Consider the following 19,308-nt stretch of genomic DNA (forward strand, 5'->3'; position numbering starts at 1 on the left):
AAGCATATAATCACGCCTCATAACCTGTTTAAAACTATACTTTAACTGTAATAATGTTTACTACGTTTTTGGTATATTTGCAACAACTTACGGTAAAGCTACTAAAGTTTACCTTAGTATTAACTACACAACTATGAAAATTGAGCAAATATATACCGGCTGCATAGCGCAGGCGGCTTACTATCTGGAAAGTAACGGCGAAGCAGCCATTTTTGACCCACTACGTGAAGTGCAGCCTTATATTGACAAAGCTACTAAAGATAACGCCACCATAAAATACATTTTTGAAACGCACTTTCATGCCGATTTTGTTTCGGGGCATTTAGACCTTTCGCAAAAAACTGGTGCACAAATTATTTACGGCCCTACTGCGGCACCTGCTTTTAAAGCTACTATTGCTACCGACGGGCAGGAATTTAAACTGGGCAACTATACCATTAAAGCTATACACACCCCGGGCCATACACTTGAGAGTACCTGTTATTTGCTACTTAACGAAACCGGAAAGATTCATGCCGTTATTACAGGAGACACCCTGTTTATAGGCGATGTAGGCCGACCGGACCTTGCACAGTCATTAAGCAGCGACTTAACTCAGGAACTGCTGGCGTCTTACTTATACGATTCACTTAGAAATAAGATAATGGTTTTGCCGGATGACGTTATAGTATATCCAAGCCACGGCGCAGGCAGCTCTTGCGGCAAAAACCTAAGTAAAGAAACTACAGATACACTGGGCAACCAGAAAAAAATAAACTATGCCCTGCGTGCCGACATGACACGTGATGAATTTATTGACGAATTACTGGACGGCCTGGGCAGCCCGCCGGCTTATTTTCCTCAAAATGTACTTATGAACAGCCAGGGCTACCAAAGCCTTGATACTGTTTTAGCAAACGGCTCTAAAGCCCTTACCCCTGCCGAACTTGAAGCTATTGCTACCACTACAGATGCTCTTATTCTTGATGTAAGGCATGAAAATGATTTTATAGAGCAACATATACCCGGCTCAATTTTTATTGGCCTTAACGGCGGGTTTGCCCCTTGGGTAGGTGCCTTAATTATGGATGTTAAGCAGCCATTACTGCTGATAACGCCAGAAGGAAAGGAAGCAGAAACCGTTACCCGTCTTGCCCGTGTAGGGTTTGATAATACCCTTGGCTATTTAGATGGTGGTATTGAAGCATGGAAAGCCGCAGGTTTTGAAACCGACAGCATACAATCTGTATCGCCGGAAGCGTTTGCGGAAGCATTTAACGAGGACACCTTAGTGGTAGATTCCCGTAAACCGGGCGAGTTTGATGGTGGGCACGTTGTAAATGCCATAAATATTCCGCTTGATTTTGTAAACGAACAGCTTGCAGAAGTTCCTAAAGATAAAGAATTTTACATTCATTGTGCAGGTGGTTACAGATCTGTAATTATGATATCTATACTTAAAGCCCGTGGCTATCATAACATGATAAATGTAGAGAAGGGTTTTGGCGGAATTAAGGGCACATCTATAGGTACAACCACCAGCCAGGCTACATCGTTATAATTATCTTTCAAAAAAATACTGTAATACTATAAACCCGTGCTGTATTTTAATACTTTTGCACATCATAAAAAATAAACAAACATAAAGATGAAAAGAATAGCATTATTTCTGGCAGCGGCAGCTTTAGTTGTGTCTTGCAAAAACCTGGCAGAAAATGAATTTGAAGTTACCGGTAAAGTAGATGCTTCGCTTGAAGGTAAAAAAGTGTTTTTAGAAAAACAAGGCGGTATGATGGGCTTTACAGCTATAGATACTGCAGTAGTAAAAGATGGTAAATTTACATTTAAAGATACTACATCGGCTCCTGCTATACATTTTATAAGCGTTGAAGGCAAACCTGAGAAACTTAACTTTATACTTGAGCCGGGTGCTATTGATATTAATGTAGATAAAGATACTCTTTATAAATCTACAACAGGTGGTACTTACAACAACGATAAACTGGAAGAGTTTAAACAGATAAGCTACAAAATGTACAAAAAAAGCGATAAATTCCAGAAGGATAATACCGCTAAGTACGAAGCTGCTGCTAAAATAAATGATACTGTTACCATAAACAAACTTAGTAAAGACAGGCTAGCCATTACTAAAGACTGGGAAGGCCAGTTAGTAGACTTTATTAAAAAGAACCCTAAAGCATACTGCGATGTAATTGTTCTTGGACAAATTGCACAAATGGGTGTTAAGAAAATAGAAGAGGTAAAAGTATTATTTGATGGCCTTGACCCTGTTGTTAAAAACACTAAAGAAGGAAAACAGATATCTGATTACTTTAAAAAACTGGAAGAAGATAAAAAAACCGCAGCTGCTGTACAACAGGAGCCGGCCGGAGCTTTAAAAATAGGCGACGTTGCCCCTGATTTTTCTGCTGCTACACCAGATGGAAAACAGCTTTCTTTAAAACAGTCATTAGGCAAAGTAACTATCGTAGACTTTTGGGCATCATGGTGCAAACCATGCAGGGCAGAAAACCCTAACGTAGTAGCTTTATATAATGAGCTACATGCTAAAGGCCTTAACATTATAGGTGTATCTCTTGACAAAGAAGCAGGCAAATGGAAAGAAGCCATTGCTGCCGATAAACTTACATGGAACCAGATATCTAACCTTAAATTTTGGGAAGACCCAATTGCTAAACAATATGGTGTAACAGGTATTCCTGCTACATTTATTCTTGATGCATCTGGTAAAATTGTTGCAAAAGATTTAAGAGGCGCAGAACTTAAAGCTAAAGTAAGCGAACTTTTAGCAAGCAAGTAATCTTCAAGATTCAAAATATAAAATAAAGCCTCCGCTACAACGGAGGCTTATTTTTTTGCATTAAAAAACCCACTTTTCAAGTGGGTTTTGCATTTATAAGTGTAGATTACTTGTTTAAATAAGCAAGTACATTTTTTTCTATACGCTCGTGAATGTTTGTAATATCTGCCTTGCCAAACTTTTCTCCTATTATGTTTTCATAAAGCTCTATATAACGTTCAGATACTGTTTCTATATACTCATCTGTCATTTCCGGTATCTGTTGGCCTTCTTTCCCCTGAAAATCGTTAGCAATAAGCCACTGCCTTACAAACTCTTTACTTAATTGTTTTTGGGTTTCGCCGTTGTTCTGGCGTTGCTGGTAGCCTTCGGCATAAAAATAACGTGAAGAATCGGGCGTGTGTATCTCATCGATCAAAACAATCTTGCCGTCTTTAGTTTTACCAAATTCATACTTGGTATCAACAAGTATCAGTCCACGCGATGCCGCGATCTCTGTACCTCTCTGAAACAAGGCACGGGTATATTTTTCTAACACTAAATAATCTTCTTCAGATACGATACCATTAGTTAGTATCGCTTCACGAGAAATATCTACGTCATGCTCGCCAAAATCAGCTTTAGTAGTAGGTGTAATTATAGGCGACGGAAATTTATCATTTTCCTTTAAGCCTTCTACAAGCTCTACACCACATAGCACTCTTTTACCGGCAGCATATTCACGTGCAGAGTGTCCGCTAAGGTAACCGCGAATAACCATCTCAACTTTAAACGGCTCACACAAATGGCCTACAGCAACATTAGGATCGGGAGTGTCAATAAGCCAGTTAGGCACTACATCTTCCGTAAGGCGCATAAACTTAGTGGCAATCTGGTTTAATATCTGCCCTTTGTAAGGTATACCTTTTGGCATTACTACATCAAAAGCACTAAGCCTGTCGGTAGCCACCATAATAAGCAGCTCATCGTTAATATTATATACTTCCCTAACCTTACCGCGGTAAACAGATTTTTGTCCCGGAAAATTAAAATCGGTAGTTGTAATCGTGTTGTTTTGTGACATGTGTTGTTTGTTGTTTTGCAGTTTAAGGATGCAAAAATAAGAAAGTTTATTCGAGAATTTAAAAATTATATTTAGCACTCTAAATATGAAAAAAACTTAATCTATGCATTTAACTAAAAAGGAATCATTATAGCTTTTTTACTGAACCAAAAATAGCCGGTTTAAGCTTTTATTTTTTATGCAGGTAATGTTAAACATTACAGAACAGGGTAAATACATCCACAAAAAGAAAGTTTAAAGCCATGATGCGAAAATGAACAAATTAAAAAATTTAAAATATTACATTTTCCTGTCTAAATATAATGTATTAATATCCTGTAATGTATTTAACATCTGGGTAAATAATTAGGTAAGCATTAAATTTAACACATTATACAACACTAGTTGTTAAGATAATATTAACAATTTAAGATTAATTACATGCGCTGTTAAAACTCTAATTTTTTTTGGCAAAACTTTAAAATACTACTGTTAAAATTATATCTATTTTTAACCTTAATGAACGCAAAACTAAAAAAGTATTTACGCAAGACCATTAAAGTAGTCCTATGGATAATAGGATCGGTAATTGCATTGTTTCTGTTACTTGTTTTATTACTACAGGTTCCTTATGTGCAAAATATTGTTAAAGATAAGGCTGTCAGTTATCTGGAAGGCAAAATTGGCACCGAGGTAAAAATTGGCCGTATAGAAATTGGCTTGCCTAAAAAGGTAATTCTCGAAGGAGTTTATTTTGCAGGTCAAAATGGCGACACCCTTATTGCAGGCGATAAACTGGCTGTTGATATTAGCCTGATGAAGCTATTAGACAACGAAGTTGAGATCAATTCTATAAATCTGGAAGGAATTACTGCCAATGTAAGCCGTAATAAAGACTCAGTTTTTAACTTTGACTACATTATAAAGGCATTTGATAGTGGCAAACCGAAAGACACCACCGGCGCCCCGATGAAATTTTCTATCGAAAAAATTAACCTCGACCGCGTTCGATTGACCTTTAACGATGATATTTCTAAAAATTATGTAACTGCAAATATCACTCATTTTGATACCCGCATAAAAACTTTCGACCTTGACAAAATGGAGTTCGAAGTACCTAAGGTAAACCTTGATGGGCTTAAAGTAAAACTCAAACAGGGGATGATCGCAGAAATTGCCCAAAACACTCAAAAGGCCGCCGAAGAAGCTTCTAAAAAACCAGACCTAAAACTTAAGCTGGGAGAAATTTCGCTTGCCAATATAGATATAGGCTATGATAATGAAGGCAGCAGGCTTGACACCGGCATTACCCTGAAAAAGTTAGTGGTAGATGTAAATACGGTAGACCTTAAAACGCAATTAATCGACCTTAAAAGTATAGAACTTAACGGGCTTAAAGGCCAGTTGGCTTTTGGGAAATTCGAGAAAAAAGTACAGGAAGCGTTGCCGGAACAAAGCACTGCCGTGCAACAGGCACAATGGAAGTTTAAGCTGGGTACGACCGATATAAGCGATGTAGCATTTAAATTTGACGATGAAAATTCGGTACCAGTTGCAAAAGGCATCGATTATAAACACCTTGACTTATCTAACGTTAACTTAGCCGCTAAAGATCTTTCTTATGGCCCGGAGGGTATTTCGGGTAATATAAGCAAGTTTAGCATGGCCGATAAAAGCGGTGTCGATATTAAGGAGCTACGCACTAATTTTAGCTATACGCCTAAGGGTGCATCGCTTAAAGACCTGTACCTGGAAACGCCAAATACATTGGTTAAAGACCAGATAATAGTTGGCTACCCATCGCTCGATGCGGTTTCTAAAAACATAGGTAGCCTGTCGCTTAACGCAAATCTTGATAACAGCAAAATAGGCTTTAAAGATGTGCTGTTGTTTGTACCTACACTTGCTAATACTGCCCCTTTTAAGGGTAATCCCAACGGAAGCCTTTTTATTAACAGCCGTGTAGAAGGCTTAGTAAGCGACCTTACTATTGGCAACCTCGAAGTTCGCGGTATTGGTACAACCGTTATTGCTGCAAGTGGGCGTATAAAAGGGTTACCCGATGTAAAAACTGCATATTTTGACCTTAATGTGCGCGAATTTAAATCTACAGCTAAAGATATTAATACCTTTCTGCCACCAGGAACGTTGCCTGCTAATTTTCAGTTGCCTCCGGGAATTTCGGCGAAAGCCAATTTTAAAGGTACCTTTAATAATTTTAATACCACCTTAAACCTTGCCAGCAGCTACGGCAATGCAAAAATAAAAGGACTGTTTGACCAAAGCCGTAAAGGCCATGAAAGATATGATGCCGATGTTGATGTTGCCAATTTTGATGTAGGCAAGCTGCTTAAAAATGATTCTATAGGTAAAATAACCATTAAAGCACATGTAAAAGGTACCGGACTTGACCCTAAAACAGCCAATGCCAAACTAATAGGTAAAGTTATTAAAGCTGAATACAACGGCTATACCTATCGCGACCTTACCTTAAACGGCGCTATAAACAATGGTAAATTTAAAGCCGTGGCTAACATGAACGATCCTAACCTGGATTTTGACCTTAAGGCGGAAGGTGGATTTAAAGGCAAATACCCTAACGGAAAAATAAAACTTAATGTAGACATTGCCGACCTTGACAAACTTAACCTGCATGCCGGGCCCCTAAAACTGCGTGGTAACGTAGATGCTGATATTACCGATGCCAACCCCGATAACTTAAATGGCACCATAAGCATGCATAACTTTATGTTTGCCAACGAGAAAGAAGAATTTGCGTTAGACTCTGTTAACGTGGTTGCCGTTACCACTCCCGAAAAAAATTCTATTATACTAAAGTCACAAATCGCAAATGCTAAAATAGAAGGTAAATATAAACTTACAGAGCTGCCTGCGGCACTACAGGCTACTATTGCAAAATATTATAATACTGCAAAAACAGCACCTAAAAAACCTACTACACCACAACGTGTAGCGTTTGATATCCGTGTTGATAACGACCCGATATTGTATAAACTGATGCCTCAAATTACACGTTTAGAGCCAATAGACATTAAAGGAAGGTACAATAGCGAGGGCGACACACTGATTATAAGTGCGTTAATACCAAGAGTTGTGTATGGCGCAAACACCATAAGCGGTGTTATAATTAATGCCGAAGCAAAAGATACTGCATTGGTATATTCTGTAAAGATAGATGGCGTAGAGAACGAACAGTTTCAGTTAGCAACTACCACTTTAAGCGGCGATGTAAAAGACAACATTGTGCGTTACAAGCTTGAAATAGAAGACCGCAAGAAAAAACAGCAGTACATGCTTGCAGGCCAGATGAAAGCTGTAGATGGCAATACCGAAATTATTCTTGACCCAGACGGGCTTATGCTTAATTATGATGCATGGACAATTGCCAAGGATAACCTTATCCGTTTTGGGGCGGGTGGTTTATATGCCAATAACTTCGAGATGAGTAATGACGGAGGGTCTATTAAGCTGCAATCAGAATCAGAAGCTGCAAATGCGCCACTTAATGTAGCCCTGGATAACTTTCAGATAGAAACCATAACAAACATGGTTCAGAAGGAAGAAAGCAAATTTAAGGGTACCATAAACGGTACGGCAAATGTAAAAAACCTTACTACCTCTCCCCTGTTTACTGCCGATCTTGACATTACAAATTTTGCGGTAAGCAAAGATACCGTAGGCGAGATTAAAATTAAGGTCAATAATAATGTGGCGAATACCTACGCAGCAAACGTAAGCATTACCGGCCACGGTAATCAGGTAAACCTCGATGGTAACTACAATACTGAGGGCAGTAGCTTTGATATGGATCTTACTATCGAAAAACTAAATATTGCCAGCCTGCAGGCATTTACATTTGGGCAGCTTAAAGACGGTAATGGCTACCTTAATGGTAATTTTGAAATCAACGGTACCGTAAAAGATCCCAATGTTATAGGCGATCTTAAATTTAATGATGTAGCCTTCAGGGTAACGCAGCTTAACTCTTATTTTAAGGGTATAAACAAGAACATAAGCTTTACAGATACCGGTATTGTTATGAACCAGTTTGCCATTGAAGACGAGAAAAACAACCAGCTTGTTATAGACGGTACCATTGCCACGACTGATTACAGGGAGTTTGGCTTTAACCTTAACGTAAAAGCAGAGAACTTTAGGGCAATAAACTCTAAAGCTACAGATAACGACTTTTATTATGGCGACCTGTTTATTGATGCCGACCTGAATATTAAAGGTACTATGGCAAGCCCGGTGGTTAACGGTGACCTTAAAATAAATGAGGACACAAAATTTAGCGTGGCGCTGCCACAGCAGGATCCGTCTATTGCAGACAGGGATGGTATTGTAGAGTTTGTAGATGAAGATAACATTGAGGACCTGGAACGCCTTAAGATAGAAGAAGCCGTTAACAAAGTTCAGGCTACAGGTATAGATGTATCTGTAAACATAGAGATCGTAAAAGAAGCCGAACTTAACCTGATCATTGATAAGGGTAATGGCGATTTTTTACAACTTAAAGGCGAAGCCCAACTTACAGGCGGTATAGACGCATCGGGTAAAACAACCCTTACCGGCCGTTATGAGTTTAGCGAAGGTTCGTACCAAATGACCTTTAACTTCCTAAAACGTAAGTTTGACATCGAAGCCGGAAGCTACATTTTATGGACAGGTGAACCTACAGATGCTACTATTGACATTTCTGCGGTATATAAAACAGAAACTGCTCCAATAGATCTTGTTAGTGATCAGACAGGAACATTGGACAGAAATATTTTTAAACAAAAAATCCCGTTTAACACGGTTCTAAAAATGGAAGGCGAATTGCTTAAACCGCAATTATCTTTTGATATCGTTATTCCAGAAGGCAACTATAATGTATCGACCACAGTTATTAACACTACGAATACAAAGCTGGAGCAACTGCGCCAGCAACCGTCTGAACTTAATAAACAGGTATTTGCCCTGTTACTATTAAACCGCTTTATTGGCGAAAATCCATTCTCAAGCGAGGCTGGAGGCACGAGTACAGAGTCGTTGGCAAGGCAGAGTGTTAGTAAGATACTAAGCGAGCAGCTTAACAACCTTGCGGCTAATCTTGTAAGTGGTGTAGAACTTAACTTTGACCTTGAAAGCAGCGACAGCTACACCACTGGCCAACAGGAAAACCGTACCGACCTTAATGTGGGCGTATCTAAGCAACTCCTGAATGACAGGCTTAAGGTTACTGTGGGCAGTAGTTTTGGCCTTGAAGGACAACAAGCAAACGAGCAAACTACAAATATTGCAGGAGACGTATCATTAGACTACCAGTTAACAAAAGATGGCCGTTATATGATAAGGGCATACCGCAAAAACGAATACCAGGTTGCGTTGCAGGGCCAGGTGGTAGAAACAGGGGTTGGTTTTATAATTACAATGGATTATAACAAATTCCGTGAGCTGTTCCACAGGAGCCAGGAAGAAAGAGAAATGCTTGCCCGCGAAAGAGAACGTAAGCAACGTGTTAAAGAAGAAGAAGAAAAAGCTAAAACAGAAAAGACTGAAGCTGAACGTAAAAAAGCCGAAGAAGACAGATTACCGCCAAATAGTACAAAAAATGACAAATAAGCCTTTATATTACCTCCTATTAATAACATTGCTAATAGTATATGGATGCAGCAATACTAAGTATTTGCCCGAAGGCGATATGCTTTATACAGGCGGCAAAGTTACTGTTAAAGACACCTTGCTTAGTAAAAAAGAGCGCAAGGCCATGCAAAAAGAAATGGAGGGCCTGCTACGGCCAAAGCCTAACAGCAATGTACTGGGCCTGCGCTTTAAGCTATATATTTATAACCTTGCCGGCGAACCTAAAAAAGAAAAAGGTTTAAAGCACTGGCTTCGCACAAAAGTGGGGGAACCACCGGTACTTTTCAGCCAGGTAGACTTGGACTACAATGCCGATATATTACAAAATTATAGCGAGAACAGGGGCTATTTTAAAACCCGTACTTCGGCAGATTCTGTTTCTAAAGCACGCAGGGCAACAGCAATGTATACTGTTACAACAGGGCCTCAATATAAAATACGAAATGTAACGTTTCCTGTAGATACGCTAAGTAAAACTAAAGATTCAACCAATCTTATTTTAGAAAAAGCCATTGCCCGCAGCAGCCGAAGGAGCCTTCTTAAGAAAGGTGACCCATATAATCTTGATGTTATAAAACAAGAACGCGAAAGGATAGACAACCGGCTTAAAAACCGCGGTTTCTACTACTTTAGCCCTGATAACTTACTGGTTCGGGTAGACAGTACCGTGGGTAAAAATGAAGTAGACCTGAAAGTTATTGTAAAAAATGAAACTACAGAAAAATCTAAGCGGGTATACACTATAGATGATATTATTATTTACCCAAATTACTCATTAACAAGTGCCGAGAAAAACGAAAAATATCCGGCAGACTCTATACAACGGTATAAAGATTTTAAAATTATAGACCCGGACAGTACTTTCAGGCCTATCATTTACGACCGTACGTTGTTCTTCCACAAAGGCGATACTTACAGCCGAAGGGATCATAACCTGTCGCTTAACAGGCTTATAAACCTTGGTACCTTCAAGTTTGTAAAAAATGATTTTAAATTGTCAGATACCATCAGTTCTAAACTCGATGTGTATTATTACTTTACTCCCCTGCCCCGAAAGTCTGTAAGGGTAGAAACATTGGCCAAGACCAATTCTGCTAATTATAATGGAACAGAGGTTAATGTTAACTGGAGTAACCGTAATACATTCAGGGCTGCAGAATTGCTTACCGTCTCGGTTTTTGGCGGTCTTGAGGTACAGGTATCCGGCCAGAACAGGGGTTATAATGTATATCGTGTGGGCGGAGAAACAAGCCTTATATGGCCGCGTTTTATATCTCCCATCCACATTGCCGATTCCAGCGCTTTTGTTCCCCGTACTAAAGCTTTGGTAAGCTATGAGTATCAGAAACGGATGAAGTTATATGCATTAAACTCTTTCAGGGGGCAGTTTGGCTATTTATGGAAAGACAATATACGCGAAGAGCATCAGCTTAACGTAATGGATATAAATTATGTAAGCCCTGCGAACGTAACTGCCGAATATGATTCTATTGCCTTTGGCAACACCGCTTTGCAACGTGTAGTACAAAAACAGCTCATCTTTGGCCCTACGTATTCGTATACGTATACTAACACCATGCAAAAACGCAGGAGAAATACCATTTACTACAAAGGATCGTTTGACCTTGCAGGAAATCTTACAGGCCTTCTTACCGGTGCCAACGTGAAAAAGGGCGATACCATAAATGTACTTGGAGTTCCGTTTAGCCAATATGCAAAAATGGAACACGATTTTAGGCATTACCTGCGTTTAAGCGAAGGTTCGCAACTTGCAAGCCGCATCATTGTGGGCGTGGGTGCGCCTTACGGTAACTCGGGCGAATTGCCCTTTATACGCCAGTTCTTTATAGGAGGTACAAACAGTATACGGGCTTTCAGGGCACGGTCTATAGGCCCCGGAACATCTCGGGCAGATGTAGATGCTAATTCTTTCCTGCCGGACCAGGGAGGCGACATAAAGCTGGAAATGAACACAGAGTACCGTGCCAAACTGTTTAGCGTTATTAATGGTGCCCTGTTTGTAGATGCCGGTAATATATGGCTGTGGAACAAAGACCCCTCTAATATTAATGCCGAGGGTGTAGAAACAGCGAGGGTGGGCGGCGAATTTTCTAACAAGTTTTTAAGCCAGCTTGCCGTAGGTACCGGTGCCGGTTTAAGGGTAGACCTTTCATTCCTTATCCTGAGGCTCGACCTTGCCTTCCCTATTCGTAAACCGTGGCTGCCTGAAGGTAACCGTTGGGTTTTTGACCAAATAGATTTTGGCAGCAGTGCATGGCGTAAAGAAAACCTTGTATTTAACCTCGCTATCGGCTATCCGTTTTAAATATATTTCGTAGAAGCAGCACAAATACATATTCTCGATTATAATAAATGAATTAAAAAAACTGATTGTTTACATAGAGATGTAAAACCAAGCCACTTATAAAAGTTTGCACAACGCAAATGCTTTATTTACTTTAGCACTATCATATTTAAGAACAAGTACCTCTCTTATGGAAATTAAACAATCTGAACTTATATTAAACCCTGATGGGAGCGTTTACCACCTTAACCTTAAGCCAGAAAATATTGCGCATGATATTATTTTTGTGGGAGACCAGGACAGGGTAGAAAAAATAACAGCACATTTTGACAGTATTGAATTTACTACCCAAAAACGCGAGTTTAAAACCCAGACAGGAATTTATAAAGGTAAAAAGTTAACGGTACAATCTACAGGTATTGGCCCGGATAATATAGATATCGTAATGAACGAGCTGGATGCTCTCGTAAACATAGACCTAAAAACGAGAGAACCCAAAAAAGTACTTACATCGCTTAATATTATCCGCATTGGTACATCAGGATCTATACAGGAAGATATCGCGGTAGATAGCTTCGTGTTATCTCAATATGGCCTTGGCTTAGACAATATGCTACGCTCCTACCTGATTGACGAAATATCAGACTATGCAATGGAAGAAGCTTTTTTAAATCATACCAAATGGGATATCCGTAAAGGAAAACCTTATGTTGTACGCTGTAGCGAAAAACTGGAAAAACTAATTGAAACCGATTATATTTATAAAGGTATAACCGCTACTGCCGGTGGCTTTTATGGTCCGCAAGGGCGCGTACTTCGCCTTGATATACAAGATCCTGCATTAAATAACAAAATGGATATTTTTAACTTTAACGGCAACCGTATTACAAACCTTGAAATGGAAACAGCGGCTATTTATGGCCTTGCTGCACTGTTAGGGCATAATGCGCTTTCACTTAATGCTATAATTGCTAACCGGGCAACCGGTACCTTTAGTAACGACCCTTACAATGCTGTAAACAAACTTATAGAATATACACTCGATAAATTAGCAAAATAGTTTATTTTAAATATTGTTGCCGGTTTAAATTAAACCGGTATGTTTAATTCCAATCTTAACATTTTTAAGCTTAATACTTAAAAAAAATACTAATCATAGCCGGAAGAAAAAATTTTTAACCATAACCATTACAACTGGCAGCCTTTTCTTATTTTTACAATAAAACTTAAAGCAATGTTTAAAATACTGGCAAAAATTAATCACTGGCTCTTACCCAATTACACTAAAGAACAGTTAGATCTTACTAAAGCAACAAAGCTGCAAAAAGCAATAATTGCCTGGAAGTATTATGTTACTACCCATGCTATAGATTAGTTATCTGCTTAATATACTAAAGGTGCATAGACATCATAACCATTAAGCTTCTTGCGTCCGTTAAGAAACGAAAGCTCCATTAAAAAGTTGCACTGCACGATTATCCCTCCCAATTGCTCTACAAGTTCGCAAACCGCCTTTGCAGTTCCGCCGGTGGCTAATACATCGTCATGAATTAGTATTCGGTCTCCCGGCTTTATGGCATCTATATGCATTTCGAGCACATCTGTACCATACTCAAGCTCATAAGTAGCCGATATTTTATCGAACGGTAATTTATTTGGCTTACGTACAGGCACAAAACCCGCACTCAACTCATAAGCCAGCAATGTTGCAAAGAAAAATCCCCTACTCTCTGCCCCTACCACTTTATCTATTTTTTTATCCCTTAAATTATTAATTAGCAGTGCCATACACTCTTTCACAGCCTGTGGGTTACCCAAAAGAGGTGTAATATCTTTAAACATAACTCCCGGCTTAGGAAAATCCTGAACGTCACGTATATACTGGTTAAGCGTCAATTTTTTAATTTATTTAGTTGTTAGGGTTTGCAAGATAAACATTTATTTATATATTTGCACCCGCAATCATGTTAGCACATTATGTGTTAAAGTGGTAGTAAATAAAGGCCTCGTGGCGCAACTGAATAGCGCACTTGATTACGGCTCAAGAGGTTACTGGTTTGAATCCAGTCGAGGTCACCACAGCCAAATGCCTCCATTGTACTACAATGGAGGCATTTTTATATGTAGTAAATTAGACAATTAATAATAGCAGTATACTATATATCAATTAATTACCAACATATTTAAACCGCTTTTACTTTCATTATTTATATTTTAAAACTTACCTCTTAATGCCAAGCTTTTGCATTTTTGAGGCCAGCGTGGTAGGAGGTACACCTAAAATTTCTGCAGCACCGTTTATACCACGTATACGCCCTCCACATTGCCTTAAAGCGGTAATAATATGAGCTCTCTCATTTTCTTCTATAGTCTTTAGCCTGTGCTCTCCCATATCTGTAACGCCTATGTCATTACGGGGCAGAGATATTTCATCAATTGTTGTACTCTTGGCGAGTAATACACTACGCTCAATGAGGTTTTCAAGTTCCCTGATGTTTCCTGGCCAACTATAGGACAATAAACTCTCTACAGCACCAGAAGAAAGCCCGCTTACATTTTTACCAGCTTTTATGCTATAAATTTTAACAAAATGGCGTGCCAGTTCGCCAATATCTTCCCTACGTTCCCTTAATGCCGGCAGGTGAAGCGGGAATACATTAATACGGTAATATAGGTCCAGCCTGAAACGGCCTTTAGCAACTTCTTTTTCAAGGTTCCTGTTGGTAGCAGTAATAATACGGACGAGTACTTCCGCCAATGCGCTCAATCTCTTTTTCCTGAAGTACACGAAGCAACTTTGCCTGCATATCAAGAGGCATCTCGCCTACTTCATCCAGAAAGAGAGTTCCTTTATCAGCAAGTTCAAAACGCCCTTTTCTTCGTTCTACTGCCCCTGTAAAGGCGCCTTTTTCATGTCCAAATAATTCGGTTTCTATAAGGTTAGATGGCAATGAGGCGCAGTTAATCTTTATAAATGGGCCATTTTTTCTCTTCGAAAGATTATGGATACTACTGGCAATCCGTTCTTTGCCTGTACCACTGTCTCCGGTAATAAGCACTGTAGTATCGCCGGGGGCTACCTGTGCAATGTGGTAAAAAATTTCCGTGAGCAAAGGGCTTTTGCCTATAATACCTTCAAACCCTTCCTTGTAAGCGGTATCGCGCCTTATAGTATCTGTATCGATGCAATTTGAGGCAGGCGGGCAACCGGATAATGCAGAGAGCCCATTTCCACAAAATATGCAAAAAGGATTTACAGAACTTTCCGGTGCAACCTGTTACGACTATGGTTATAAAGAAGGCATTCCGAGGATGCTGGATAATTGGGACAAGCTTGGGATAAAAGTAACGTCGCACATGGTAGGTTCTGCAGTGCTTAAAAATCCGCTTCTTGCAAAAGAAATAGTAGACCGCGGCCATGAGGCTGCCGCCCACGGGATGAACTGGGCAAGCCAATACAATATGCCTTATGATGCAGAAAAAAAATTTATTAAAGATGGTGCCGATGCAATAAAAAAAATTACAGGTTTTACACCTGTGGGTTACAATGCTAACTGGTTGCAGGGGTGCAAATACACTCGAAATATTGCAGGAACTGGGTTTTAAATACCACATTGATGACCTGAGCCCCGACGAGCCTTTTTTAATAAAAGTTAAAGGCAGGGATTTTGCGGTAGTTCCTTACACTTTACGCTGTAATGATATAGTGCTGGTTGAAGGGAAAAATTTTAGTGCAGATCAGTTTGTGTGCCAGGTAAAGATGGAATTTGACCAACTTTATACAGAATCTGAAAAAAAACGAAGGCAAATGTCAATCAGTTTTCATGATCGCATTGGTGGCACCCCACAAATGGTTTTGGCAACAAAAGAAATTATAAGCTACATACAAGAGCACAAAGGTGTTAGCTTTAAAAGAAAAGATGAAATTGCCCAAATGGCCTACGCTGATAAAAATATTATACGTGAATGAACAATTAAAATGAATAAGATTTTAAAAGAAAATCCAGTAAGAGAAAACTTTCCTGCAATTTACTTTGCAATTTATAAGTCGCATAAAGCATGCTAATTATTCTGTTGTAATCACTTAATACAAATGGCGCTCATTTTTAAAATATTAAGTGCCATTTGTAATTGTGATTTATAATGTAACTAATTTAAAACTTTATAAATAATAAAATCATTTGGTTTTAGTTTGGTACTGCCCATTAATACAGCGGCAGTATCAGGCAGTTGTATTGTAGTTTCAATATCAAAATTAATTATAACTGTAATGCTTTCATTATTAAAAGTACGGGTAAAAGTGATCCTACCATCTCTAAACTCAAGATTAGTATAGATTCCATATTGAAGGGCCATCTCAGCATTTCTTAAAGCAATGAGTTTCCTGTACATATTAAGTATAGAATTTTCCTGTTTGCTTAGAACTTGTGCATTGATATCTTTATAATCTGCATTAACGTTTATCCACGATTTATTAGTAGAAAAACCTCCAAAATCATCAGGACTCCACTGCATGGGGCTGCGTGATTTATCACGGTTATGTACATTGCCTTCTATAAGGGCTTCATCGGCATTTTTACCTTTTTTTAAAGCCAGTTTATAATGTGTTACACCCTGTATATCTTTTATATCCTCAAAAGTTTTGGCAATGGTATTATGCATTCCTATTTCTTCGCCATAATAAATAAAAGGAACGCCCTTTGCAGTAAGCAATAATGCTGCAAGGGCCTCTGCCCTATCAATATTACCATTAGCTAAGCGGTCTATTATGCGTGGCATATCATGGCTGCCAAAAAATAACGTTGGGTAGCTCTCCATGTGTTTTTCCATGCTTTGAAGTTCATCAAAAATCCTTTTGGCAGAAAATGCCGGGATACTCCCAAAATTGAAATTAAAAACTACATCGAGCAAATCTTCTCGCTGATACTGCTTTAAAACCTCAATTTTATCGCTGCCTATTTCGCCTACAATAAACCGGTTTTTGTAAGCGCTAACCGTTGATTTTATAATCCGAATAGCATCTTTTACTCCATCTTGGTCTATATCATATTTATGCTCCTGCTTACCATCTTTTACAGGATTATCTAACGTTATCTCTTTTGTAGTAAGAAAATTAATAACGTCGAGCCTAAAGCCATCTACGCCGGTATCAAGCCAATACCTCAGCACTTTTTGTACTTCGGTTATAACCTTTGGGTTGGCCCAGTTAAGGTCGGCCATGCGCACATCAAATTTATGGTAGTAATACTGATTTGTTGCCATGTCTTTTTGCCATGCGCTACCCCCAAAAAATGATTCCCAGTTATTGGGTTTATCATTCCAGATGTAGTAATTACGGTAGGGGTTGTCTTTAGATTTTTTAGATTCCTGAAACCATTTACTTTCAGTAGAGGTATGGTTAAGAACCATGTCCATAATTACCTTTATGCCACGTTTATGAGCTTCTTTTAAAAACACATCAAAATCGGCCTTAGCGCCATAAACAGGATCAATGGCATAATAATCAGCTACGTCATAGCCATTATCTACTTTTGGCGATTTTAAAAAGGGAGTAAGCCAGATACCTTTTATCCCCAACCCATTAAGGTAATCCAGTTTTCCGGTTATCCCTTTAAAATCACCATATCCATCGCCATTGCTATCGGCATAGCTGGGCATATAAATTTGGTAAAATACAGTCTCTTTCCACCATATTTTTTTACCTGCCAAATGCTGGGCGTACATGGAGAAATAACTGAAAAATACTATTCCCAGTACACTTATAAACTTACATTTGGCAGGGCACATTCTTATTTTTTTGATTGAATTTCATAATCTATAACTACACCGTTAACCATCATTTTAGAACCGGAATAAGTTACTTTTCCCTTTGCAGGAACCATTACCAGCACTGCCGAACTTTTAGGGTCGAGCTTTATGGTGGTTGAAGAAGCAATGTTTTTTGCTATAAATTTGCCCGATACGGTGTTGTAAACATCTACCTTTTTACCTTTTTCGGCAGTTACCGTTACTGTTTTACTTTCACTAAACGGATTGTAATACAGGTATGAAGGATAAGCCTTATCATGATAAAAATCAGTTGCCAGAAGGTCAAGCTGCAAAATACCTTCTACATTGGTGTTTTTTATGATACTCCCAAAAATACCCACATGACCGCTGCCATAAACACTTAACTGAGATTCCTGGGGGTTTTGCCCCAGTACCCATAAAGGGCCGTCGCCCTGTGCAACGGGGCCTTTAATACCTTCGTGTTCTTTATAGTTAGATTGCTTTATTATGCCTTCATAAGCAATAACACCTTTACCTGCACCGGCCAGTTGTGGTATTATTTCATGCTCATCCGGCATGTACTGAGGATAAAATAGCTTTGAAGCATTGGCTGCATTAAGCATCCATTTACCTATAGCATTGGCATACGACTGGTCGTAACGTACAATGGGCACCAAAGGCCACGCAGCATCATACGTGTTCATAAGGAAACCGTAACCGCCGTGATCTACCGTACTGCCTACAATACCAGATATATCTATACCGTTCCAGTTACCTACTAACACACCCCAGCCCTCGCGGCATATCGGGGTTCCATCAAACGTCCAGTGCAGCATTTTATTTACATCATAATCCTTGCCCATTTCTGCATTAATGCGCACAGCCAGCTCTGCGCCAAACGGCATAAGCAGCTCGTATGTAGGGTTTTTAGATTGCGACTGTAATGCTTTAAGTGCAGACAGGGCACCTCTTAAATACCTTTCATCGCCAAATTTTTTATACGCCGAATATAATACCCACGCATGTCCCGCAGCAGCATCGGGCTGCAGGCAAATATTATTTGTCATGGGCTTCATTTTGCCATAATCAAAATAAGAATAATCGTAATTACCGTTTAAAATAACATCAGCCTCATAAAACTTATCAGCAATTTTTCTTGCTATTTCTTCAAAACCCGGCTCGTTAGGGTACTTGTCATAAATAGCGTAGAACAACAGGTTAGGATACACATCATACCACCAGTCGCGGCCATAACCGCCACCCAGTAATGCCACTTCGGGGCAGGTATTGTTCATCATTATATCCCAGCCTGTATCGCTGTTAAAATAATTTTTAAGCATGCCTACGTAGTTGCGCCCTCCTTCATTGGTTTTATCTATTCCCACTAAAGTGGCGCCTAAAGTTGCCCCCATGTTTGCAAGTGCCTCATGAAACATACCTTTATTATGCTCAGGCCCCTGGCGCACATCGCCTATGGCAGTATACACACCTACAACATCCTGAGGAAAATTTTTCTGGCTTTTATCAATCCATACCAATGGCCAAAATTTACCTGTAGCATTAAAATCAAAAACTGTTTTATCAAAATCGTGTGCCAGCTTATTATAATCTATAATCTTAAAAGGCTGCGGCACATCGGCCATTTGGTCTACACGGGGTATAGGCTGTTGTTTTACCTGTGCATCAATGCTAAGATTTACAAATAAAAAACACGGAACTAAGGCTTTATAAAAAATATTCATG

13 protein-coding genes, 1 tRNA gene and 1 pseudogene are annotated in these 19,308 nt (G+C 39.2%); 9 read left to right on the top strand and 6 right to left on the bottom strand.

The features are described from left to right. The first annotated feature begins 133 nt into the window (after positions 1–133). Positions 134–1,540, top strand: a complete 1,407-nt coding sequence (locus F565_RS0101540) for an MBL fold metallo-hydrolase (protein ID WP_020211429.1) — start codon at positions 134–136, stop codon at positions 1,538–1,540. Positions 1,541–1,627: 87 nt separating this feature from the next. Beyond that, positions 1,628–2,800, top strand: a complete 1,173-nt coding sequence (locus F565_RS0101545; RefSeq protein WP_020211430.1) for a TlpA disulfide reductase family protein — start codon at positions 1,628–1,630, stop codon at positions 2,798–2,800. Positions 2,801–2,906: 106 nt separating this feature from the next. Here F565_RS0101545 and F565_RS0101550 read toward each other — a convergent pair whose 3' ends face one another. Beyond that, complete coding sequence (locus F565_RS0101550; RefSeq protein WP_020211431.1) at positions 2,907–3,863, bottom strand: phosphoribosylaminoimidazolesuccinocarboxamide synthase; 957 nt, start codon at positions 3,861–3,863, stop codon at positions 2,907–2,909. A 498-nt stretch (positions 3,864–4,361) separates the two neighbouring features. On the opposite strand from F565_RS0101550, the gene F565_RS0101555 reads away from it, so the two are divergent. The 4 genes from F565_RS0101555 (at position 4,362) to F565_RS0101570 (ending at position 13,171) form a co-directional block, all read left to right on the top strand. After that, positions 4,362–9,470, top strand: a complete 5,109-nt coding sequence (locus F565_RS0101555; RefSeq protein WP_020211432.1) for a translocation/assembly module TamB domain-containing protein — start codon at positions 4,362–4,364, stop codon at positions 9,468–9,470. After that, a complete protein-coding gene (gene tamL / locus F565_RS0101560; RefSeq protein WP_020211433.1) occupies positions 9,460–11,817 on the top strand; it encodes a translocation and assembly module lipoprotein TamL in 2,358 nt (785 codons plus the stop codon). The genes F565_RS0101555 and tamL overlap by 11 nt, the downstream gene beginning before the upstream one ends. 169 nt (positions 11,818–11,986) lie before the next feature. Further along, complete coding sequence (locus F565_RS0101565) at positions 11,987–12,856, top strand: nucleoside phosphorylase (protein ID WP_020211434.1); 870 nt, start codon at positions 11,987–11,989, stop codon at positions 12,854–12,856. 174 nt (positions 12,857–13,030) lie between these two features. Beyond that, positions 13,031–13,171, top strand: coding sequence for a hypothetical protein (locus F565_RS0101570; protein ID WP_020211435.1), 141 nt, complete (start codon positions 13,031–13,033; stop codon positions 13,169–13,171). Between the two features lie 8 nt (positions 13,172–13,179). Here F565_RS0101570 and F565_RS0101575 read toward each other — a convergent pair whose 3' ends face one another. Further along, on the bottom strand, positions 13,180–13,692 hold the full coding sequence (locus F565_RS0101575; RefSeq protein ID WP_020211436.1) for an adenine phosphoribosyltransferase: 513 nt from the start codon (positions 13,690–13,692) through the stop codon (positions 13,180–13,182). A gap of 106 nt (positions 13,693–13,798) precedes the next feature. On the opposite strand from F565_RS0101575, the gene F565_RS0101580 reads away from it, so the two are divergent. Next, a tRNA-Arg gene (locus tag F565_RS0101580) sits at positions 13,799–13,875 on the top strand. Between the two features lie 142 nt (positions 13,876–14,017). On the opposite strand, the gene F565_RS23150 is transcribed toward F565_RS0101580, so the two are convergent. Further along, positions 14,018–14,188: a helix-turn-helix domain-containing protein gene (locus F565_RS23150; protein WP_231559600.1), complete on the bottom strand. Its 171-nt coding sequence runs from the start codon at positions 14,186–14,188 to the stop codon at positions 14,018–14,020. Between the two features lie 78 nt (positions 14,189–14,266). Next, positions 14,267–14,909, bottom strand: a pseudogene (locus tag F565_RS23450) (sigma-54 interaction domain-containing protein); the annotation flags it as partial. 70 nt (positions 14,910–14,979) lie between these two features. Here F565_RS23450 and F565_RS23160 point away from each other — a divergent pair. Together F565_RS23160 and F565_RS23165 are read left to right on the top strand one after the other, a co-directional pair. Then, on the top strand, positions 14,980–15,402 hold the full coding sequence (locus tag F565_RS23160) for a polysaccharide deacetylase family protein (RefSeq protein ID WP_231559593.1): 423 nt from the start codon (positions 14,980–14,982) through the stop codon (positions 15,400–15,402). Further along, on the top strand, positions 15,383–15,766 hold the full coding sequence (locus F565_RS23165; protein ID WP_231559594.1) for a polysaccharide deacetylase family protein: 384 nt from the start codon (positions 15,383–15,385) through the stop codon (positions 15,764–15,766). Before F565_RS23160 ends, F565_RS23165 begins: the two co-directional genes overlap by 20 nt. 179 nt (positions 15,767–15,945) lie before the next feature. Here the strand turns inward: F565_RS23165 and F565_RS0101595 are convergent, their stop codons facing one another. Next, on the bottom strand, positions 15,946–17,520 hold the full coding sequence (locus F565_RS0101595; RefSeq protein WP_020211437.1) for an alpha-amylase family glycosyl hydrolase: 1,575 nt from the start codon (positions 17,518–17,520) through the stop codon (positions 15,946–15,948). A 65-nt stretch (positions 17,521–17,585) separates the two neighbouring features. After that, on the bottom strand, positions 17,586–19,307 hold the full coding sequence (locus F565_RS0101605) for a glycoside hydrolase family protein (protein WP_020211438.1): 1,722 nt from the start codon (positions 19,305–19,307) through the stop codon (positions 17,586–17,588). Position 19,308: the final 1 nt, after the last annotated feature.

The sequence above is a fragment of the Flavobacterium rivuli WB 3.3-2 = DSM 21788 genome (genome assembly GCF_000378485.1).
GTDB lineage: Bacteria > Bacteroidota > Bacteroidia > Flavobacteriales > Flavobacteriaceae > Flavobacterium > Flavobacterium rivuli.